Source organism: Aeromonas sp. R4-3, from assembly GCF_040908275.1.
Classification (GTDB): Bacteria; Pseudomonadota; Gammaproteobacteria; order Enterobacterales; family Aeromonadaceae; genus Aeromonas; species Aeromonas rivipollensis.
The window spans coordinates 75,181-96,951 of sequence record NZ_JBFODK010000062.1 but is presented as its reverse complement, the minus strand read 5'-3'; the positions used below and the strand labels follow the sequence as shown (position 1 = coordinate 96,951).

Below are 21,771 nucleotides of genomic sequence, written 5' to 3'. Positions count from 1 at the left end.
GTCTATCCAACGGGCAAAAAAAAAGCGACCCGAAGGTCGCTTTTTGCATCACCGTGATTAGCGGTAATTCTTTTTGACGATATCGATAACCCGCAGTTGGGCCATCGCTTTGGACAGCTCGGCAGATGCCTGCGCATAGTCGATATCACCATGGGAGCTGTGGATCCGCTCTTCGGCACGACGCTTGGCTTCCTGGGCTTTCGCCTCATCCAAGTCTTTGGCACGAATGGCGGTATCGGCCAGCACGGTCACGGACTCGGGTTGCACTTCCAGCATACCGCCGGAGATGTACAACACCTCTTCGCTACCATTTTGCTTGATCAAGCGGACCAGGCCCGGCTTGATGGCAGTCAGCAACGGAGCATGACCGTGGCGGAGACCCAGCTCACCCTCGGAGCCTGTTACCTGGGCCGATTGCACGCGACCGGAAAACAGTTTCCCTTCGGCGCTCACCACATCCAGGTGAAAGGAGATCATCTCAGCCATGGGCCCTCCTATCGAGGCTTACAGTTTCTTGGCTTTCTCGACGACTTCGTCGATGCTGCCAACCATGTAAAACGCCTGCTCGGGCAGATCGTCGTACTCGCCTTTCAGGATGCCCTGGAAACCACGGATGGTCTCTTTCAGCGGCACGTATTTGCCGGAAGAACCGGTAAATACTTCGGCCACGAAGAACGGCTGGGACAGGAAACGCTCGATCTTACGGGCACGGGATACGGTCAGTTTGTCTTCTTCTGACAGTTCATCCATACCCAGGATGGCGATGATGTCCTTCAGCTCTTTGTAGCGCTGCAGTACGATCTGCACACCACGAGCGGTCTCGTAGTGCTCCTTGCCTACCACCAGCGGATCCAGCTGACGGGAGGTGGAGTCCAGCGGGTCAACGGCCGGGTAGATACCCAGTGCCGCGATCTGACGGGACAGAACTATGGTCGCATCCAGGTGGGCGAAGGTGGTCGCCGGAGACGGGTCGGTCAAGTCATCCGCAGGCACGTAAACGGCCTGGACTGACGTGATGGAACCAGTCTTGGTGGAGGTGATACGTTCTTGCAGAACACCCATCTCCTCGGCCAGGGTCGGCTGGTAACCTACTGCAGAAGGCATACGGCCCAGCAGTGCGGATACTTCAGTGCCCGCGAGCGTGTAACGGTAGATGTTGTCCACGAAGAACAGCACGTCACGACCCTCGTCACGGAACTTCTCGGCCATGGTCAGACCGGTCAGCGCGACGCGCAGACGGTTTCCGGGCGGCTCGTTCATCTGACCGTAAACCAGAGATACTTTGTCCAGTACGTTGGACTCCATCATCTCGTGGTAGAAGTCGTTACCCTCACGGGTACGCTCACCCACACCGGCGAATACAGAGTAACCACTGTGTTCGATCGCGATGTTACGGATCAGCTCCATCATGTTGACGGTCTTGCCTACACCGGCACCACCGAACAGACCGACCTTACCACCCTTGGCGAACGGACAAACCAGGTCGATAACCTTGATGCCGGTCTCCAGCAGCTCGGCGCTGTTGGACTGATCTTCGTAGCTGGGGGCTTCGCGGTGGATGGACCAACGCTCTTCTTCGCCGATCGGACCCTTCTCGTCGATGGGCTCGCCCAGTACGTTCATGATACGACCCAGGGTCGAGGTACCAACCGGTACCTGGATGGCCTTGCCGCTGTTAACTACTTCCAACCCACGACGCAGACCGTCGGAGGAACCCATGGTGATGCAACGAACGACGCCGCCGCCGATCTGTTGCTGAACTTCCAGTACCAGACCCTGGCCTTGGCCTTCGCTGATGACTTTCAGTGCATCGTACACCTGGGGCACGGCATTCTGCGGGAACTCGATGTCCACTACAGCGCCGATGATTTGGACGATGAAACCGTTACTCATGTCAAATCCTCTAAACCTTTGATAACCCTTGCCTTACACCGCAGCAGCACCGGATACGATCTCTGTCAGTTCCTGGGTAATACTGGCCTGACGGGCCTTGTTGTACACCAGTTGCAGATCGTTAATCAGGTTGCCGGCGTTGTCAGTCGCGGCTTGCATGGCAACCATTCGGGCTGCCTGTTCACTTGCCAAGTTTTCTACCACGCCCTGGTACACCTGGGATTCGACGTAGCGAATCAACAGGGTATCCAGCAGCTGCTTGGGATCCGGCTCATAGAGGTAATCCCAGTGGTGTTTCTTGGCGAGCTTGCTGTCTTCTGTTACGGGCAAAGGCAGCAGTTGATCGACTTTTGGTTGCTGAACCATGGTGTTGACGAACTTGTTGTACACCAGATACAGCCTGTCAATCTCACCGTTGTCGTAAGCCTTCAGCATGACCTTGACTGAACCAATCAGGTCATTGACGCTCGGGTTGTCACCCAGTCCGGAGACGTGGGCTTTCACCTTGGCGCCGTGCCGCTCAAAGAAGTTGGAGGCTTTGCTACCGATCAGTGCCAGGTCAACCTTGGCACCTTTCGCGCTCCATTGCTTCATATCGTTGAGGGCGGCTTTGAACAGGTTGATGTTCAGGCCGCCACACAGGCCACGGTCGGTGGAGACGACGATGTAACCCACTCGCTTGACCTCACGTTCGATGAGGTAGGGGTGCTTGTATTCCAAGTTCCCCTGAGCGATATGGCCGATCACCTTGCGCATGGTTTCAGCGTACGGACGGCTGGCAGACATGCGTTCCTGCGCACGGCGCATCTTGCTGGCTGCCACCATTTCCATAGCGCTGGTGATCTTCTGAGTGTTTTTCACACTCCCGATCTTGTTACGTATCTCTTTTGCGCCGGCCATCTCTTCTCTCCATCAGGTGGCAGCTTGCGCTGCCACACACGCTTACCAGGTCTGGGTTGCCTTGAAGCTATCCAGCAACGCAGTCAGCTTGCCAACGATCGCGTCGTTGTAGTCGGCCTTGGCATTGATTTCAGCCATCAGCTCAGCATGCTGGGTATTGGCGTAAGAGAGCAGAGCGGCTTCGAAGTCGACAATCTTGCTCAGTTCGACATCGGCGAGGTAGCCCTTCTCGGCGGCGAACAGCACCAGAGACTGGTGAGCCACGCTCATCGGAGAGTACTGCTTCTGCTTCATCAGCTCGGTCACTTTCTGACCATGGTCCAGCTGCTTGCGAGTCGCATCGTCCAGATCGGAAGAGAACTGGGCGAAGGCCGCCAGCTCACGATACTGGGCCAGCGCGGTACGGATACCACCGGACAGCTTCTTGACGATCTTGGTCTGAGCGGCACCGCCCACACGGGATACGGAGATGCCCGGGTCAACCGCCGGACGAATACCGGAGTTGAACAGCTGAGTGGTCAGGAAGATCTGGCCATCGGTGATGGAGATCACGTTGGTCGGAACGAACGCAGACACGTCGCCAGCCTGGGTTTCGATGATCGGCAGCGCGGTCAGAGAACCGGTCTGGCCAGTCACGGCACCCTTGGTGAACTTCTCGACGTACTCGACGTTGACGCGGGAAGCACGCTCCAGCAGACGGGAGTGCAGATAGAAGACGTCGCCCGGGTAAGCTTCACGTCCTGGCGGACGGCGCAGCAGCAGGGAGATCTGGCGATAGGCTACGGCCTGCTTGGACAGGTCATCATAGATGATCAGCGCGTCTTCACCGCGGTCACGGAAGTACTCACCCATGGAGCAACCGGCATAGGGAGCCAGGTACTGCAGGGCAGCCGCTTCGGAGGCAGAAGCTACGACCACTATGGTGTTGGCCAGGGCGCCGTGCTCTTCCAGCTTGCGCACCACGTTGGCGATGGTGGAGGCCTTCTGGCCAATCGCAACGTAGACACACTTAATGCCGGAGTCTTTCTGGTTGATGATGGTGTCGATCGCGATGGCGGTCTTACCAACCTGACGGTCACCGATGATCAGCTCACGCTGGCCACGACCGATAGGGATCATGGCATCGATGGCTTTCAGACCGGTCTGGACTGGCTGGTCAACAGACTTACGCTCGATAACGCCCGGGGCAATGACTTCGATCGGCGAGTAGCCGTCGTTGTCTACCGGACCCTTACCGTCGATCGGCTGACCCAGGGTGTTGACCACCCGGCCCAACAGACCACGACCGACCGGCACTTCCAGAATACGGCCGGTACCTTTTACTTTCATCCCTTCCGCCAGGTTGGCATAGGGACCCATGACAACGGCACCAACGGAGTCACGCTCCAGGTTCAATGCCAGAGCGAAGCGGTTACCCGGCAGCTCGATCATTTCACCCTGCATGGCATCGGCCAGACCGTGGATACGAATGATACCGTCGCTCACAGAGACGATGGTACCTTCGTTACGCGCTTCGCTTTTGACATCAAACTGCGCAATGCGCTGCTTGATCAGCTCGGCGATTTCAGTGGAATTCAGTTGCATGCTCTAATACCCCAATCAAGATTGCAGCGCGTCGGCCATGCGATCCAGCTTACCGCGGACCGTGCCGTCGATAACCAGATCACCGGCCTTGATGAGCACCCCGGCCATCAAGGACGCATCGATGCTGCAATTCAGCTTCACTTTGCGCGCGAGACGTTGTTCCAGAGAAGCCTGAATAGCGGCCTTCTGCTGGTCGGTCAGTTCGATCGCCGAAATCACGTCAGCCTGAACTTCTTTGTCCAGTTCAGCCTTGAGCGCGACATATTCAGCAACGACAGCCGGCAGCACACCCAAGCGGCCATTCTCAGCCATCACCCGGATCAGGTTCTGACCATGCTCGTTGAGCTGCTCACCGCAGACACCGACAAACAGATTTGCCAGTTCTTCGGCGGCCACGGAGCCGTTTACCAGGTCATGGATGGTCTCGTTCTCGGCCACTTGTGCGGCGAAACCGAGCATCTCCAGCCATTGGTCAACCGCCTTGTGCTCAACGGCAAACTCGAAAGCAGCCTTGGCGTAGGGGCGAGCGATTGTAGTCAGTTCAGACATAGCCCCGTTCCCGTTACAGTTCTGCTACCAGTTTGTCGACGATGTCGCTGTTGGCAGCCTGGTCGATTTGGCGTGCCAGGATCTTCTCTGCACCCGCGATGGCAAGAGCAGCAACCTGCTTGCGCAGTTCTTCTTTGGCACGATGACGTTCAGCTTCGATCTCTGCACGGCCCTGAGCCAGGATTTTTTCCCGCTCTGCTTGAGCTCCGACAGCGGCTTCATCAATGATCTGGGCCTTGCGTTTGTTGGCCTGATCGATGATTTCAGCAGCCTGAAGCTTGGCTTCTTTCAGCTGATCGGTGGCGTTGGCCTTGGCCAAATCCAGATCTTTCTTGGCACGTTCGGCAGAAGAGAGACCATCAGCAATTTCTTTCTGACGGGCTTCGATGGCAGCGATCAGCGGCGGCCATACGTACTTCATGCAAAACACTACGAAGATGAAAAAAGCAATTGCTTGGCCGAGGAGGGTGGCGTTGATATTCACAGCCGATGTCCTCTTAAGTTAGTTAATGGGTTCTGCGTGAGTCGTGACGACTTAGGCAACCGCAAACATCACATACAGACCCAGACCAACGGCGATCATCGGGATCGCATCCACCAGACCCATGACGATGAAGAACTGGGTACGCAGAACAGGGATCAGGTCCGGTTGACGAGCAGCACCTTCCAGGAACTTGCCACCCAGGATACCGATACCGATGGAGGCGCCGATAGCCGCCAGACCCATCATCATTGCAGCAGCGATGTACAGCAGGTCCATGTTCAAGTTTTCCATGAGGATCTCCATTTATTTAGATGTAATTGATTGTATAAAAAGGATTATTTGAGTTGCATCAACCATGGTCTTCTTGCGCCATCGACAGATAGACGATGGTCAGAACCATGAAGATAAACGCCTGCAAAGTGATGATCAGGATGTGGAAAATTGCCCAAGGCACGGACAGGATCCACTGTGACCACCAGGGTAACAAACCCGCAATCAGGATAAAGATCAGTTCGCCAGCATACATGTTGCCGAACAGTCGCAGACCCAATGAAACAGGCTTGGAAATCAACGTGACGGTTTCAAGGATGAAGTTAACCGGGATGGCAGCGGGATGGTTGAAAGGCTGAAGCGTCAGCTCCTTCACGAATCCACTGATACCCTTGACCTTGATGCTGTAGTACAGGATCAAGAAGAACACGCCCAAAGCCATGGACATGGTGATGTTAACGTCAGCAGAGGGAACCACACGCAGATAGGGAACACCCATCAACTGTGCAGCGTGAGGGATAAAGTCAACGGGGATCAGATCCATGAAGTTCATCAGGAAGATCCAGACAAACACTGTCAGTCCCAGCGGTGCTATGACCGGGTTCCGACCATGGAAGATGTCTTTGACGTTACCATTCACAAACTCGACCAGCATCTCCACAAAGCACTGCAGCTTACCGGGCACACCGCTGGTGGCCTTGACGGCTACGCGGCGGAACGACCAGATAAACAGGGCGCCTAGCAAGACGGAAAATATCATTGAGTCGATATTCACCGTCCAGAACCCGGACCCGACTTGCAGGTGGGTCAGGTGGTGGGAGATATATCCCTGAGGAGTCAGGACTTCTCCGGTTGCAGACATGAGTTTTCCTAATAGTGGTTGTTAAGCGTGAATGAAACTATCCACTGTACAACGAGGGCGAGGATATAAGTGGCGAAGAACGAGACGGTGTCGACCTCGATCCCGGAGCCAAACATCAGGGCGAAAAGTCCTGTTGTAGTAATGAGCTTAATCCCTGCCCCACCATAAAAGTCCCGCAAAACCAGGCCCACGCTCTCTTTCGTCACCTTGCGGCGCAGAACCCAGAGCGTGAACAGGGCTTGAGGAACCCAGTACATTCCCCCCCCGAAGAGGGAAGAACGTCCGGCAAACGCCCCGGTCTGATAAAACCAGACGGAACTGATCGCCAGGATCAGGATGAGCTGACAAACGAGCATAGCCAAGGCTAGCGTCAAACCTTCCAAGGCTACTTTCTGTTTCACCAACCTACCCCTGAACATTACAGAACTGTAAAAAATCGGGATCCGAAGACCCCAGGTTCACAGCTCGAAAAGCCGGTCAAATTATACCCGTGAAGACGGCTATTGCAACATGGCAAAAATCCTTAATTTTTGCGGCTTTCCGCGCGAAATTAAGGTTATGTTCATATCGAAAGGAATGGATGTTTTATTACTACAAAAAGCGTAAAAATCACGATTCTGACAGACCAAAATAGCCCAATACCCGGTCCAAATCCGCTAAGTTATCGTAACTTATTACTAACTTGCCGCTATCCTTCTTGCCCGGCTGAAGCTGTACCTGATTGCCAATTTTTTCTGAAATCTGGCGCTCGAGGTAACCAAACTGGGGATCGCGGGCGGGCTCGACCTTGGTTTTTGCCGGTTCCAGCGTTTTTTGCACCAGTTTCTCGGTATCTCGCACCGTCAACCCCTTCTGGGCGACCAGCTTGGCCAGCTCGGACTGGGCCGGGCCGCTCAGGGCCAGCAGGGCACGGGCATGGCCCATGTCGAGATCCCCGTGCTCGACGAACCGCTTCACGTCCTCGTTGAGCTGGTTCAGGCGCAGCAGGTTGGTGACAGTGGTGCGGGACTTGCCCACCGCCTCGGCCACCTGCTGGTGGGTCAGCTCGAATTCGGTCAGCAGTCGCTGCAGGGCCACCGCTTCTTCGATGGCGTTGAGATCCTCGCGCTGGATGTTCTCAATCAGCGCTATGGCCACCGCGGCCTCGTCGGGCACGTCCTTGACGATGCAGGGCACCACCTCGAGCCGGGCCAGCTGGGACGCGCGCCAGCGCCGCTCACCTGCGATGATCTCGAAGCGATTCTCGCCGATGGAGCGTACCACTATCGGCTGAATCACGCCTTGCGCCCGTATCGAGTTGGCCAGGTCTTCCAGCGCATCCTGGGACATGTCCTTGCGCGGCTGGTATTTGCCGGACTGCAGCCACTCCAGCGGCAGCTTGCGCAGCTCGCCCTGGTTGGTGGGCGCCATGGCCTGTTCGGTACGCTGGTCGCTCATCACCTGTTTCTGGCGGGCGGCCGTGCTGGTGCTGAGCAGGGCATCCAACCCCTTGCCCAGCCCACGTTTCTTCGGCGTCATATGCTCTCTCGGTCTGCGGTGATCGGCTGAGACTCCTGCTCCTGACGACGCAGGATCTCGCCAGCCAGGGCCAGATAGGCCTTGGCCCCCACCGATGATTTGTCATAGTGCATGGCCGGGGCACCGAAGCTCGGCGCCTCCGCCAGTCTAACGTTGCGGGGGATGATGGTGCGATAGACCTTGTCCCCGAAATGCTGTTTCAGCTGATCGGACACATCATTGGCCAGCCGGTTGCGGTGATCGAACATGGTGCGCAGCACGCCTTCGATCTTCAGCTCCGGGTTGACGACGGCCGCCAGCTTGCTGATGGTGTCCACCAGGGCGGTGAGCCCTTCCAGCGCGTAATACTCGCACTGCATGGGCACCAGCACGGAGTCGGCGGCGGCCATGGCGTTGACGGTCAGCATGTTGAGAGAAGGCGGGCAGTCGATGAAGACATAGTCGTACTTGTCCCTTACCGAGGCCAGGGCGTTGCGCAGGCGGATCTCGCGGGCGAAGAACTCCATCAGACGGATTTCCGCCGCCGTCACGTCGGCATTGGCGGCGATGAGGTGATAGCCACCCGAGGTCTCGGGGATGATCACCTCGTTGATGGGAGCATCGTCGATCAGCAGTTCATAGGCGGTGCGTTCGACTTCGTACTTGTCGACGCCGCTGCCCATGGTGGCATTGCCCTGCGGATCCAGATCGATCACCAGCACCTTGCGCCGGGTAGCGGCCAGGGAGGCGGCCAGATTCACACAGGTGGTGGTTTTACCCACTCCACCCTTCTGGTTGGCTATGGCAATGACTTTTCCCACACTATCCCCTAAATGAATACGGCGGCCCTATTCGGGCTGGATGGCTTTAAACTCCAGCAGATGACGCTCACCTTCCAGTTCGGGCACCACCAGCTGATGGGTGGCAACCAGACGAATGCTGGCAGGCAACTGTGCCAGTTCCTGCTCGGGGTATTGTCCCTTGAGCGCCAGGAAGCTGCCCTCGGGTGACGGCAGATGGTGACACCAGTTCAGCATGTCCTCCAGCGAGGCGAAGGCCCGGCTGAGTACCCCATCGAAACCCACCTCGGGTTGATACTCTTCCACCCGGGATTTGACGGGCGTCACATTGGTCAGCCCCAGCTCCTGGATCACCTGGCGGATGAAGTTGATCCGCTTGCCCAGGCTGTCGAGCAGCACGAACTGCTTGTCCGGATTGATGATGGCCAGCGGCAGGCCGGGCAGGCCCGGGCCTGTGCCCACATCGATGAAACGCTCACCGTGCAGGTGAGGGCTCACCACCAGACTGTCGAGGATGTGCTTGACCAGCATGGCGTCAGGATCTCGCACCGAGGTGAGATTGTAAGCCTTGTTCCACTTGTGCAGCAACTCAACCAACTGCACCAACTGGGTCTTTTGAGTGTCGGTGATAACAATACCGGCCTGCATGAGCAGGCCGTTCAATCTTTCCAGCATATTTTCCAACGGTAAGGATCCTCAGGCGGTTTTACGCAGCAGGCCGTGTTTCTTCAGGTGAACCAGCAGGATGGAGATGGCCGCCGGGGTGATGCCGGAGATGCGGGAGGCCTGACCTATGGTCTGCGGCTTGGCATCATTCAGCTTGGCGATCACCTCGTTGGAGAGACCGTTCACGTCGCGGTAGTTCATGTCCAGCGGCAACAGGGTGTTCTCGTTGCGCAGTTGCTTCTCCACCTCGTCGTGCTGGCGCTCGATGTAGCCGGCGTACTTGATCTGGATCTCCACCTGATCCGCCGCTGCCGCGTCTTCCAGCGCCGGGCCGACCCCCTCGATGGCCATCAGGGCATCGTAGGTCACCTCGGGGCGACGCAGCAGCTCTTCCAGACTCTGCTCCCGGGTCAGGGGCGTGTTGACCAGGGCGTTGACCGCCTCCAGCGACGGGTGCTGCGGGTGGATCCAGGTCGAACGCATGCGCTGACGCTCCAGCTCCACCTGCTCCATCTTGGTGTTGAACAGGCTCCAGCGATGGTCATCCACCAGGCCCAGCTCGCGACCTATGGCGGTCAGGCGCAGATCGGCGTTGTCTTCCCGCAGCAGCAGACGGTATTCGGCGCGGCTGGTGAACATGCGGTAGGGCTCGCGAGTGCCCAGGGTGGAGAGATCGTCCATCATCACGCCCATGTAGGCCTGATCCCGGCGGGGATGCCAGGCATCCTTGCCCTGGGCGCGCAGACCGGCGTTCAGACCGGCCATCAGCCCCTGGGCGGCCGCCTCTTCATAGCCAGTGGTGCCGTTGATCTGGCCGGCGAAGAAGAGGTTTGGAATGCACTTGCTCTCCATGTTGGCCTTGAGATCCCGCGGATCGAAGAAGTCGTATTCGATGGCGTAGCCGGGGCGGGTGATGTGGGCATTCTCGAAGCCGCGGATCGAACGGACGATCTGCACCTGCACGTCGAACGGCAGGCTGGTGGAGATCCCGTTCGGGTAGAGTTCGTGGGTGGTCAGGCCTTCCGGCTCGACGAAGATCTGGTGCGCCGTCTTGTCGGCGAAGCGGGTGATCTTGTCCTCGATCGACGGGCAGTAACGGGGGCCTATCCCCTCGATCACCCCGGCGTACATGGGGCTGCGATCCAGGTTGTTGCGGATCACCTCGTGGGTCTTCTCGTTGGTGTGGGTAACGTAGCAAGGCACCTGACGGGGGTGTTGGCTGGCGTTGCCGATGAACGAGAAGACGGGACGAGGATCGTCGCCGTGCTGCTGCTGCATCACGGAGAGATCCACGGTGCGGGCATCGATGCGTGGCGGCGTGCCTGTCTTGAGCCGATCGATACGCAGCGGCAGCTCGCGCAGACGCTGGGCCAGGGCGATCGAGGGAGGATCCCCGGCGCGGCCGCCCTTGTAGTTTTCCATCCCGATGTGGATCAGGCCGTTCAGGAAGGTCCCTACCGTCAGCACCACCGTCTTGCCGCTGATGCGGATCCCGCTCTGGGTGACCACACCGGCGACACGATCCCCGTCCATGACGAGATCGTCACAGGCTTGCTGGAAGATCTTCAGGTTCGGGTAATTTTCCAGGGTCTGGCGCACCACGGCCTTGTAAAGCAGGCGATCCGCCTGGGCACGGGTGGCACGCACCGCGGGCCCTTTGGAGGAGTTGAGGGTACGGAACTGGATCCCGCCAAGATCGATGGCCTGCGCCATGATCCCGCCCAGGGCATCCACTTCCTTGACCAGGTGTCCCTTGCCGATCCCGCCGATCGCCGGATTACAGGACATGTGTCCCAGCGTATCGATGTTGTGGGTCAGCAACAGGGTATTCAGGCCCATACGGGCGGCCGCTGTTGCTGCTTCGGTTCCTGCATGACCGCCACCGACGACGATCACATCAAATTGTTCATGGTATTGCATTGGGGATCACCTTGATCTGCACGCCTGAAGATCTTTATTTGCCTGGGCTGAAGGGCGGATCATTCTATCCGTTTAGCCTCTTGAGGGGAACGTCTACTTCAGGATCAGTATGGATGCAGGATCCGTTAGTAGATCTTAAGGATCTTTAGATCGATCTTTTACTGGATCTTTTATTAGGATCCACGATTTCTGTTGATAAGCCCTTTTTGATCATAAAGATCATCCGTTTAAAGACGATCCCAGCTTGTGGAAAAGCTTGGATCCCAGGGCCGTGAACGGGGGGATAACCAGTGGTTTTATACACAGACCAGAACTGGATAAGATCTCATACATGGATAACTATAGGTTTTACAGAGCTTAACACTATAGTTATGCACATTACCCCTGGACGTTGTGGGTAACCGTGTAGAACAACTCTCCCGGATCTATCTGTTAATAACCTGGTGGATAGGAATTTGGGGATAAGCGGGGAGATCAAGGTGTTTTTACCGGATCTCCCAGGCCCTGATCAGGCGATCATCTGCATCCAGTCATGGATCCAGGCTTCGGCGGCATCTTCCGGGATCTCGTGCTGGGTCACGTCTATCTCCAGACGATCCCCGATCCGGCTGGCGCCGCACTCGGCCAACAGTCGATCCAGCGTCTTGCCACCCTGGCAGAAGGTGTCATAGCTGCGGTCCCCAAGCCCGATCACCCCATATTTCAAGGCGTTGAGATCCGGATGCTGGTCGGCAAGATCCTTGGCGAAGGGCTGAAGATTGTCGGGCACGTCGCCGGCACCATGGGTGGAAGTGATCACCAACAGGATGGCATCCGGCTCCGCCAGCACCTCGGCCAGGCTGGCCGGGTTGTGGATCCGGGTCTGGTGGCCCGCCTGTTCCAGCAGGCTGGCGACATGATCTGCGACATATTCGGCGGCGCCCAGCATGGAGCCGACGACAAGATTGAGTTTGGCCATGGAATGGATCCTGATGTCATCGAAAGAAACGGAGAGCCGGGATTCTACCGCCAAAGGATGTGGATAAATATGGATAAAGCTTGGGGATAAGGATCCTTCACGATTTTTATGGCAGAGGCCGCCCTCGCCATCTTTTTTCATCTTCCCCTGGTTCCCTCCTCTTGATCACCCTCCTGAATGAGTCTTTCTGCCGGAAATGTCGTCCGTTGATACAGCAGGTAACAATAGAGATGCAAATGATTAGCAATTATTGAATCGATTCGATCATGGCTCTTGTAGTAGCATTGTGCCGATTTATTCGCCTAAGGAGTCGGGCAGACCGGCCGCATTGGGCACCCATAATAAGAAACCAAAATATAACTCATTGATATTTGAGACACTTATATGATTGCGCAAAAAAATACCCAAAATGCAGTGATGCGAAAGAAGGGGGCCCAGCTGTTGCCGCTCTCCTGCCTGCTGGCTAGCCTGCCCGTTCTGGCTGCGGAACAAGCGGATAAAGAGCTGCCCAAGGCGGCTGAAACCATGGTGGTCACCGGCACCGCCATGAAGGTCGAAGTGCCCATGGCAGAGACCCCACGCGCCGTCTCCGTGGTAAATCGCGAGGAGCTGGATCAGCACGCCGTGCTTCAGCTCGATGAGTCAGTGCGCTACCGCTCTGGCGTGCTCACCGGTCTCTATGGCTCGGACAACAACACCGACTGGTTCAAGGTCCGTGGCTTCGATGCCGCCTCCTACCTGGATGGCAACCGCCTGTTCAGCACCGGCTACTATGTGTGGACCCCCGAGCCCTTCGGCCTGGAAAGCGTGGAAGTGCTGAAAGGCCCGGCCTCCATCCTCTACGGCGAGGCCCCTCCCGGCGGCGTGATCAACTCCATCAGCAAGCGTCCGACCGCGACCCCGCAAGGGTTGGTCAATCTGCAACTGGGCAACCGGGATCTGCGTCAGGTCGGGGTCGACTTCTCCGACGATCTGACCGACGACAGCCGTTATCGCATGGTTGCGCTCTATAAGGAGCGCGACGGCGTGCTGGATGGCACTTACAACGAGCGCGCCTACTTGGCGCCGAGCGTGACCCTGGATATCTCGGATCGCACCAGCCTCACCCTGCTGGCCAGTTTCCTGCACGACGAAGGGGTGCCCACCAACGGTTTCTTCCCCGTCTATGGCACCCTGAACACCTCGGGCGGCCAGATCGAGCCCGCCACCAACCTGAGTCAGCCGGATTACGATCGCAACCGCAATACCCAGATCTCCACAGGTTACGAGCTGGCCCACCAGTTCAACCAGACCTGGGAGTTCAAGCAGAACGTCCGCTTCAACTACAACGATCTGCTGCTGCGCCAGACCTATATCTTCCCGACTTACGAAGGCACCACCGCCTACCGTGGCCTGGTCTACCGTGATGGCGACACCAAGAGCGCCACCATGGACAACCAGATGGTGGGTTACTGGAACACGGATCGTACCGAGCAGACTCTGCTGCTGGGGATCGATCTGCAGCGTCACGTGAACGAAGGAGTCGAGGCCGACAACTACGGCATGGGATCCATCGATACCATGAACCCGGACTACAGCGGCTTCCCCGGTTTCGATGAGTCCACCGCCACCTATCAGAAGAACACCAAGGGCCAGAGCGGCCTCTATGCCCAGCACCAGATCCGTTGGGACGATCGCTGGTTGCTGACCGCCGGCGGCCGCTTCGACTATGTGGAGACCCACAACATCAGCGAAGCCACCAGCAAGAACGAGAAACAGTACGATGACAACCTCTCGCTCTCCGGCAGTCTGATGTACCTGGCCGACAACGGCCTCTCCCCTTACTTCGCCTATGCCGAGTCGTTCGAGGTGCTGCCGGGTATAGATCCCAACACCAAGAACTCCTACAAGCCGCTCGAGGGCAAGCTGTACGAGACCGGCATCAAGTACGCGCCCAGCTTCCTCGATGGCTACATCAACCTGGCGCTGTTCGATCTGGAGCAGACCAACTCGCTGGTCTCTACCGGTTCCGGCCAGCAAACCCAGGCTGGCGAAGTGACCTCCCAGGGCGTCGAACTGGAAGGGAGCGTGCAGGCCACAGAGGCGCTGCGCCTGACCGCTGCTTATACCTACACCGACGCCAAGACCAACGACACCGGCAACGGTGATCGCCAGGCCAGCCTGATCCCGCGCCACCAGGCCTCCTTCTGGGGCAACTACAAGGTGCAGCAGGGTCCGGTCTCCGGGCTGGAAGTGGGCACCGGGGTACGTTACATCGGCTCCAGCGTCGGCATAGGTGCCGTGGATGCCAACTACAACCCCATCTACGGTTCGGCCCAGGTGCCGGCCCAGACGGTGTGGGATGCGATGATCGGGTATGACTTCGCCAAGAACTGGCGTGCCCAGGTCAACGTCAACAACCTGCTGAACGACACCTATGTGGCGAGCTGTGATTACTACTGCTACTACGGTGAGCCGCGCAGCATAGTCGGCTCAGTCAACTACCGCTGGTAAGATACAGGCCGGGCGGGAGCCTCAAGCTCCCGCCCTCCTTCTTTTTGTATACAGGCCTGTCATGGAACTCTTGTCACTGGTTTACCGCCAATACCGTTGGCCCTTCATCGCCATTACCCTGCTCAGTCTGCTCAGCGCTGTGAGTGGGATAGGCGTCATTGCCTTTATCAATCAATATCTTATCGAGTCAGTCGGCGATCCGCTGCCGATCCTGGGCCAACTGCTCGGCCTCATTTTGCTGCTGCTGGTGATCACACTCGGATCCCAGCTAGCCCTGACCACACTCGGTCATCATTTCGTCTACAGGTTGCGCGGCCGCCTGCTCAAGCAACTGCTGGACACCGACGTCGCCCGCATTCGCCAGATAGGGCAGGGACCGCTGCTGGCCTCTCTCTCCAGCGACATCGGCCAGATCACCATCGCCTTCGTGCGCCTGCCGGAGCTGGTGCAGGGGCTGGTGCTCACCCTGGGTTCCATCATCTACCTCGGCTTGCTCTCTCCCGCCCTGCTCGGTGTCACCGCCCTCTGGGTCACTGTGACCATGGTGGTGGGCTGGCTGCTGGTGAACCGGGTCTATCGTCACCTGGCCCAGATGCGTCAGGCCGAAGACAGGCTCTATCAGAACTACCAGTCCATCATCGCCGGCAGCAAGGAACTGGCGCTCAATCGCGAGCGGGCCCACTTCGTCTACCACCAGCTCTATGAGCAGAACGCCCGGGATTACCGGGAGCAGATCATCCGCGCCGATACCTATCACCTGAGCGCGGTGAACTGGTCGAACATCATGATGCTGGGGGCCATAGGCCTGGTCTTCTTCCTGGCCAATGGCCTCGGCTGGGCCAACACCAATGTGGCCGCCACCTTCGCCCTGACCCTGCTGTTCCTGCGCACCCCGCTGTTGCAGGGCATTGGCGCCCTGCCGACCCTGATCTCGGCCCAGGTGGCGTTCGACAAGATAGCGACCCTGAATCTGGCCGAGCCGGAACCCGCCTTCCCGCTGCCACCGGCCCCCAGTGCCTGGCAACGGATCGAGCTGGAGCAGGTGAGCTTTCACTATCAGGGGGAGGGCGGCTTCGCCGTGGGGCCCATCAATCTGACCATTGAGCGGGGGGAGCAGATCTTCATTATAGGCGGCAACGGCTCCGGCAAGTCGACCCTGGCCATGCTGCTGACCGGGCTCTATCAGCCTGTCTCTGGCCGGATCCTGCTGGATGGTGAGCCCATCGCCGATCGCAACGCCTACCTGGCGCTCTTCTCCGCCATCTTCACCGACTACCACCTGTTCCAGCACCTGCTGGGGCCTGAGCCGAAAGAGGCCCTGGTAGCCGAGTGGCTGGAGCGGCTGCAGATGGGCAGCAAGCTCGTCATAGAGGAAGGCTTCATCGCCAACATCGATCTCTCCCAGGGGCAGCGCAAGCGGGTCGCCCTGCTGCTGGCACTGGCGGAGCAGCGCGAGGTGATGCTGTTTGACGAGTGGGCGGCGGATCAGGATCCCCAGTTCCGCCGCATCTTCTATCAGGTGCTGTTACCGCGCCTGAAGGAGATGGGCAAGACGGTGATCGCCATCAGCCACGACGATCTCTATTTCTCCCTGGCGGATCGCCTGCTGGAGATGCGTCAGGGCCGCCTCACCGAGCTGACTGGCGAGCGGCGCGAGCAGGTGAGCCGGGATGCCGTCGCCCATCTGGATAGCGAGGTGCCGGTCTGATACCGGCCGCAAGGGGGAGGCGAGAGCCTGTCCCCTTCAGCACAGGAATGAATCATGTTTGAGATGAAAGCCGCGAGCTTCGCGGTCAATGACCGCACGCTGCTGCAACCCACCAGCCTGCGCTTCGAGCAGGGTCAGGTCTATGGCCTCATCGGCCACAACGGCTCGGGCAAATCCACCCTGCTCAAGCTGCTGGCACGCCAGCAGCCACTGAGCGATGGGGAGATACTGTTCGATGACAAGCCGCTGTCCGATTGGGGCAACCGGGACTTCGCCCGTCAGGTCGCCTATCTGCCACAACATCTGCCGAGCGCCGAGAATCTGCTTGGCCGTGAGCTGGTGGAGATGGGGCGCTATCCCTGGCGTGGTCTGCTGGGGCGAATGGGGGAGGCCGATCACCGCCAGGTCGACAAGGCCATAGCACTGACCCATACCGAGGGGTTTGCCGACCGGCTGGTGGATACCCTCTCCGGCGGCGAGCGGGGCCGGGTCTGGCTAGCCATGCTGCTGGCCCAGGAGAGCCGCTTCATCCTGCTGGACGAGCCGCTGGCCGCGCTGGATGTGGCTCATCAGGTGGAGGTGCTCGCGCTCGTCAAACAATTGAGTCGCCAGCTCAACCTCGGGGTCATCATCGTCATTCACGACATCAACATGGCGTCCCGCTTCTGCGATCGGCTGGTGGCGCTGCACAGCGGTCGTCTGCTGACCCATGGCGAGCCTTCGCGCATCATGACCGGCGAGACCCTGCATGCCATCTATGGCATCCCGATGGAAGTCATTCGCCACCCGGCCCATGACCACGCCATCGCTATCGTCTAGTCGGGGTCCTCTCTTGAATCGTCTACTGAAGATTGCCCCCTGTCTCGTCAGCCTGCTGTTGCCGCTGGCGGCGCAGGCTGAGTCGCAGCCCGCAGCCCCTGCTGCCGGCGGCACGGTTCCGCGCATCGCCACCGTGGACTGGACCATAGCCGAAACCCTGCTGGCCCTCGGCGTGACCCCGCTGGCCATGGGGGATGTGAACTCCTATCGTGCCTGGGTCGGCGAACCCCGGCTCCCCGCCGAGGTGATCGACATAGGCCTGCGGGCCCAGCCCAACCGGGAGCTGCTGGCGGAGCTCAAGCCCGATCTCATCCTCATATCCCCGCTGGCGGCACCGCTGGCGCCAACCCTGTCCCGCATCGCGCCCGTGCAGTCCATCGCCCTCTATGAGCCCGATGCCGAGCTGTGGCCGCGACTGCGCGAGGCGACACTGACCATAGCCGCGCTGGTGAACAGAACCGCCGAGGCCGAGCGCCAGCTCGCCGCGCTGGAGCGGGATCTGGCGCAGATGAAGGGGGCGCTGCCCGCCGATCTGCCCCCCTTGCTGGTGGTGCAGTTCATCGACGAGCGCCATGTGCGGGTGTTTGGCCGCCACAGCCTGTTCGAGGCGGTGATGCAGCGGCTCGGCCTGCGCAATGCCTGGCAGGGGGAGACCAACGCCTGGGGCTTCTCGGTGGCCAGTCTCGAGCAGTTCTTGGCCATTCCCGAGGCCAGGCTGGTGGTGGTGGATCCCATTCCCGTGGGGGTGAGTGAAAAACTGCAGGAACCCGGGCTCTGGCAGCACCTGCCGCTGGTACAGAACACGCCTGTGCTGCATCTGCCCGCGACCTGGAGTTTCGGCGGCATGCTGGCCGCCCGTCGTTTCGCCACCTTGCTCGGCGAGGCCCTGCAGGAGCAGGCAAGCGTGACCCTCAAGGGAGAAGCCCAATGAACCGTTTTGTCTCCTCTCCCTTGCTGCGCCCGGGCCTCTGCCTGCTGGCGCTGACCCTGGTGCTGGCCTGTGGTGAGCTGGCGCGCCAGCTGCCGGGCTCCCTCTGGTGGCAAGCGCTCTTCTCTCCCAGGCTGGACGACGCCCGCCAGGCTGTCATCCACTTCAGCTGGCTGCCGCGACTGGTGGTCTGCCTGCTGGCCGGTGCCGCTCTCGGTCTCGCTGGCACCCTGATGCAGCAGGTGCTGCGCAATCCCCTCGCGTCCCCCACCACGCTCGGGGTGGCCTCCGGCGCCCAGCTGGCGCTGATGATGGTGACCCTGTTCGCCCCTTCCTGGCTGCTGATCGGCAGGGAGTGGATCGCCATGGCCGGTGGCAGCCTCGCCATGGGGCTGGTGTTTGCCCTGGCCTGGCGTCGCCAGCTCAATCCCGTGGTCATCGTGTTCGCCGGGCTGGTGATCAACCTCTATCTCGCGGCCATCAGCATGGGGCTGCTGCTCTTCTTCCAGGAGGAGCTGAAAGGCCTGCTGGTGTGGGGCAGCGGCTCCCTGGCCCAGAACAGCTGGAGCGGCGTCCTCTACCTGCTGCCGCGGCTGCTGGTAGCCGGGGCCCTGGCCGCCCTGCTGGTCCGCCCCCTGGGCGTGCTGGAGCTGGACGATGCCAGCGCCCGCAGTCTGGGGGTCTCCCTCAAGCAGCTGCGCTTCGCCGGACTTGGACTCGCGGTCTTCGTCACCGCCTGTGTGGTGAGCGTGGTGGGGCTGATCGGCTTTATCGGGCTGGCGGCGCCGGCCATGGTGCGACTGCTGGGGGTGAGGCAACTCGGCCAGCGCCTGCTGTGGGCCCCCATACTGGGTGCCCTACTGCTGGCGGCCACGGATCTGCTGCTGCAATCCATGAGTCGCTTCTGGCCGGTGCTGATCCCGACCGGGGCCATGACGGCACTGCTGGGGGCGCCGCTGCTGCTCTGGCTGATCCCTCGGCTTGCCTTCAAGTCGGGTGCCCCCAAGGCCGCCAACGGCCTGACGGTGGCACGCCATGGCGCACCTGCTCGCCTCATCAGCCTGCTGCTGATGGGGCTGGCATTGGCGGTGGTTGCGTCCCTGCTGGTCGGGCAGGGGATGCACGGCTGGAGCTGGCCGAGCTGGCTCAGGTGGCAGGCCCAGCTGGAGTGGCGCCTGCCGCGTACCCTGGCGGCGGGGGCGGCCGGGGTCTTGCTGGCCCTGGCGGGCACCCTGCTGCAGCGGGTCAGCAACAACCCCATGGCGAGCCCCGAGCTGCTGGGGGTGAGCGGCGGCACCTTTATGGGGGTGATAGCGACGGCCTTGCTGCTGCCCGCTTTGCCGCTGCCCATGATGATGCTTGGGGGCCTGATCGGCGCTTTCGGCTGCCTCTTGCTGCTGGTGCTGGTCAACCGCAAGCACGGCTTCCAGCCTGAGCGGATCCTGCTCTCCGGCATCGCCATCACGGCGCTGTTCGAGCCGCTGCAGGCCATCGCCCTGGCCAACGGCGATCTGCGAGTGCAGCAGCTGCTCTCCTGGATGTCCGGCTCCACCTATTACGTCACCCTGCCGGTGGCCTATGGCCTGACAGGGTTGGCGCTGCTGATGCTGGCGGCCTGCCTGCTGGTGAGCCGCTGGCTCGATCTGATGCCCATGGGGCCTGCGGTGGCGACGGCGCTCGGCATTCGTCTTAACCGTGCCCAGCTCATCATCTTGCTGCTGGTGGCCGTGCTCACCGCCAGCGCCACCATGGTCATAGGGCCGCTCTCCTTCGCCGGCTTGCTGGCCCCCCACATGGCCAAGCTGATGGGGCTGGTGCGGGCCCGCTGGCACCTGCTCGGTGCGGCGGGGTGCGGGGCCCTGCTGATGGTGTTGGCGGACTGGGTCGGCCAGCAGATCCTGTTCCCGCAGGAGGTGCCGGTCGGGCTGGTCTCCACCCTGTTAGGGGGCGCTTACTTCATGTGGTGCCTGCGCCGCCTCTAGGGTTGTGAAGAAAAAATGCACAAAAAAAGCCCGGGATCATCCCGGGCTTTTCATTGCCTGCCGTGCAGGTTTATTTGCCGATGCAGAAGCTGGAGAAGATGCGGCCCAGCAGATCGTCCGAGCTGAACTCGCCGGTGATCTCGGACAGGGACTCCTGCGCCAGGCGCAGCTCCTCGGCCACCAGCTCGCCGGCCACATAGACCTCGAGCTGCTCCTTGGCCACCAGCAGCCGCTCGGCGGCGCGCTCCAGGGCATCCAGGTGACGGCGGCGGGCCATGAAGCCCCCTTCGGTGTTGCCCTGGAAGCCCATGCAGGCTTTCAGGTGATCGCGCAGGGCGGGCAGCCCCAGCTCTGTCTTGGCTGAGATGCGGTAGACGGCGTGGCCCAGTTCCTGGCTAGGTTCCAGATCCTCGCCGGTCAGGTCGGCCTTGTTGCGCACTACCGTGAGGCCGATGTTTTTTGGCAACCGATCAACAAATTCCGGCCAGATCTCCCGCGGGTCGACCGCATCCGTGGTGGTGCCATCCACCATGAAGAGCACCCGGTCGGCCTGCTCTATTTCGGCCCAGGCGCGTTCTATGCCGATCTGCTCCACCTTGTCCTGGGTATCGCGCAGGCCGGCGGTGTCTATGATGTGCAGCGGCATGCCGTCGAGGTGGATGTGCTCGCGCAGCACGTCGCGGGTGGTGCCGGCGATTTCGGTGACTATGGCGGATTCGCGCCCGGCCAGGGCGTTGAGCAGGCTGGACTTGCCGGCGTTGGGACGGCCGGCGATCACCACCTTCATCCCTTCCCGCAGCAGGGCCCCCTGCTTGGCCTCGCCACGTACGCCATCCAGCTCTGCCATGATGCCGTACAGATCCCCCGCGACCTTGCCGTCTGAGAGGAAGTCGATCTCCTCGTCCGGGAAGTCGATGGCGGCCTCCACATAGATCCTCAATCTGGTGAGACTCTCCACCAGTTGCTGGATCTTGCCGGAGAACTGCCCCTGCAGGGAGTGCATGGCGCTGCGGGCTGCCTGTTCGCTGGAGGCTTCGATCAGGTCGGCGATGGCCTCGGCCTGGGCCAGATCCAGCTTGTCGTTGAGGAAGGCGCGTTCGCTGAACTCGCCGGGACGGGCGGGGCGTATGCCCTCGATTTGCAGGATACGGCGGATCAGCATGTCCAGGATGACGGGGCCGCCGTGGCCTTGCAGCTCCAGCACATCCTCGCCGGTGAAGCTGTTGGGGGCCTTGAACAGCAGGGCTATGCCCTGATCCAGGGGCTGGCCCTGCTCGTCCTTGAACGGCAGATATTCGGCATAGCGCACCCTGGGCAGTCGACCGAGCACGATTTCGGCGACTCGTTCGGCGGCGGGGCCTGAGACGCGGACTATGCCGACGCCACCCCGGCCGGGGGCGGTGGCCTGGGCCACGATCGTATCTGTTGTCATCTTGCTTGACTCGTCTGTTCGGTAAT

Annotated in this window: 20 protein-coding genes; 5 read left to right on the top strand and 15 right to left on the bottom strand. The window is 60.2% G+C overall.

The genetic code is table 11. The features are described 5' to 3' along the window. Window positions 1-57 precede the first annotated feature (57 nt). From AB5Y91_RS20270 to mioC, 14 genes are all read right to left on the bottom strand, one after another. The gene (locus tag AB5Y91_RS20270) at window positions 58-486 is read right to left on the bottom strand and encodes a F0F1 ATP synthase subunit epsilon (protein WP_162520132.1); all 429 of its coding nucleotides are present in this window, start codon (window positions 484-486) and stop codon (window positions 58-60) included. Between the two features lie 18 nt (window positions 487-504). Then, window positions 505-1,893 (bottom strand): F0F1 ATP synthase subunit beta, encoded by a 1,389-nt coding sequence (atpD, locus tag AB5Y91_RS20265; protein WP_042651591.1) that lies wholly within the window; start codon window positions 1,891-1,893, stop codon window positions 505-507. 33 nt (window positions 1,894-1,926) lie between these two features. After that, on the bottom strand, window positions 1,927-2,793 hold the full coding sequence (gene atpG / locus AB5Y91_RS20260) for a F0F1 ATP synthase subunit gamma (protein ID WP_041206629.1): 867 nt from the start codon (window positions 2,791-2,793) through the stop codon (window positions 1,927-1,929). Window positions 2,794-2,835: 42 nt separating this feature from the next. Next, the gene (gene atpA / locus AB5Y91_RS20255) at window positions 2,836-4,377 is read right to left on the bottom strand and encodes a F0F1 ATP synthase subunit alpha (RefSeq protein ID WP_005326253.1); all 1,542 of its coding nucleotides are present in this window, start codon (window positions 4,375-4,377) and stop codon (window positions 2,836-2,838) included. Window positions 4,378-4,392: 15 nt separating this feature from the next. Continuing rightward, complete coding sequence (gene atpH / locus AB5Y91_RS20250; RefSeq protein WP_106885386.1) at window positions 4,393-4,926, bottom strand: F0F1 ATP synthase subunit delta; 534 nt, start codon at window positions 4,924-4,926, stop codon at window positions 4,393-4,395. 13 nt (window positions 4,927-4,939) lie between these two features. Further along, the gene (gene atpF / locus AB5Y91_RS20245) at window positions 4,940-5,410 is read right to left on the bottom strand and encodes a F0F1 ATP synthase subunit B (RefSeq protein ID WP_025328867.1); all 471 of its coding nucleotides are present in this window, start codon (window positions 5,408-5,410) and stop codon (window positions 4,940-4,942) included. A gap of 51 nt (window positions 5,411-5,461) precedes the next feature. Next, entirely contained in the window at window positions 5,462-5,701 is a 240-nt protein-coding gene (gene atpE, locus AB5Y91_RS20240) for a F0F1 ATP synthase subunit C (RefSeq protein WP_010672265.1), read from the bottom strand. 58 nt (window positions 5,702-5,759) lie between these two features. After that, a complete protein-coding gene (gene atpB / locus AB5Y91_RS20235; protein ID WP_025328868.1) occupies window positions 5,760-6,542 on the bottom strand; it encodes a F0F1 ATP synthase subunit A in 783 nt (260 codons plus the stop codon). Between the two features lie 8 nt (window positions 6,543-6,550). Then, a complete protein-coding gene (locus tag AB5Y91_RS20230) occupies window positions 6,551-6,961 on the bottom strand; it encodes an ATP synthase subunit I (protein WP_025328869.1) in 411 nt (136 codons plus the stop codon). Window positions 6,962-7,151: 190 nt separating this feature from the next. After that, entirely contained in the window at window positions 7,152-8,060 is a 909-nt protein-coding gene (locus AB5Y91_RS20225) for a ParB/RepB/Spo0J family partition protein (protein WP_106885385.1), read from the bottom strand. Then, window positions 8,057-8,860 carry a ParA family protein gene (locus AB5Y91_RS20220; RefSeq protein ID WP_043132402.1) on the bottom strand — a complete coding sequence of 268 codons (804 nt, stop codon included), beginning with the start codon at window positions 8,858-8,860 and terminating at the stop codon, window positions 8,057-8,059. Before AB5Y91_RS20220 ends, AB5Y91_RS20225 begins: the two co-directional genes overlap by 4 nt. A 27-nt stretch (window positions 8,861-8,887) precedes the next feature. Further along, window positions 8,888-9,514, bottom strand: coding sequence for a 16S rRNA (guanine(527)-N(7))-methyltransferase RsmG (gene rsmG, locus AB5Y91_RS20215; protein ID WP_106887825.1), 627 nt, complete (start codon window positions 9,512-9,514; stop codon window positions 8,888-8,890). A 21-nt stretch (window positions 9,515-9,535) separates the two neighbouring features. Then, window positions 9,536-11,425 (bottom strand): tRNA uridine-5-carboxymethylaminomethyl(34) synthesis enzyme MnmG, encoded by a 1,890-nt coding sequence (gene mnmG / locus AB5Y91_RS20210; RefSeq protein ID WP_106885383.1) that lies wholly within the window; start codon window positions 11,423-11,425, stop codon window positions 9,536-9,538. Window positions 11,426-11,933: 508 nt separating this feature from the next. Then, the gene (gene mioC / locus AB5Y91_RS20205) at window positions 11,934-12,383 is read right to left on the bottom strand and encodes an FMN-binding protein MioC (protein WP_025328874.1); all 450 of its coding nucleotides are present in this window, start codon (window positions 12,381-12,383) and stop codon (window positions 11,934-11,936) included. 384 nt (window positions 12,384-12,767) lie between these two features. On the opposite strand from mioC, the gene AB5Y91_RS20200 reads away from it, so the two are divergent. The 5 genes from AB5Y91_RS20200 to fhuB all read left to right on the top strand — a co-directional run bounded on the left by AB5Y91_RS20200 (window position 12,768) and on the right by fhuB (window position 20,313). Continuing rightward, entirely contained in the window at window positions 12,768-14,876 is a 2,109-nt protein-coding gene (locus AB5Y91_RS20200) for a TonB-dependent siderophore receptor (RefSeq protein ID WP_289980391.1), read from the top strand. A 61-nt stretch (window positions 14,877-14,937) separates the two neighbouring features. Further along, window positions 14,938-16,584, top strand: a complete 1,647-nt coding sequence (locus AB5Y91_RS20195; protein ID WP_289980389.1) for a multidrug ABC transporter permease/ATP-binding protein — start codon at window positions 14,938-14,940, stop codon at window positions 16,582-16,584. A 54-nt stretch (window positions 16,585-16,638) separates the two neighbouring features. Continuing rightward, complete coding sequence (locus AB5Y91_RS20190; RefSeq protein WP_106885380.1) at window positions 16,639-17,403, top strand: ATP-binding cassette domain-containing protein; 765 nt, start codon at window positions 16,639-16,641, stop codon at window positions 17,401-17,403. Between the two features lie 13 nt (window positions 17,404-17,416). After that, on the top strand, window positions 17,417-18,334 hold the full coding sequence (locus tag AB5Y91_RS20185) for an ABC transporter substrate-binding protein (RefSeq protein WP_262113860.1): 918 nt from the start codon (window positions 17,417-17,419) through the stop codon (window positions 18,332-18,334). Next, window positions 18,331-20,313: a Fe(3+)-hydroxamate ABC transporter permease FhuB gene (fhuB, locus tag AB5Y91_RS20180; RefSeq protein WP_368170625.1), complete on the top strand. Its 1,983-nt coding sequence runs from the start codon at window positions 18,331-18,333 to the stop codon at window positions 20,311-20,313. The genes AB5Y91_RS20185 and fhuB overlap by 4 nt, the downstream gene beginning before the upstream one ends. Before the next feature lie 70 nt (window positions 20,314-20,383). Here fhuB and mnmE read toward each other — a convergent pair whose 3' ends face one another. Next, complete coding sequence (mnmE, locus tag AB5Y91_RS20175) at window positions 20,384-21,745, bottom strand: tRNA uridine-5-carboxymethylaminomethyl(34) synthesis GTPase MnmE (RefSeq protein WP_368170624.1); 1,362 nt, start codon at window positions 21,743-21,745, stop codon at window positions 20,384-20,386. Window positions 21,746-21,771 lie beyond the last annotated feature (26 nt).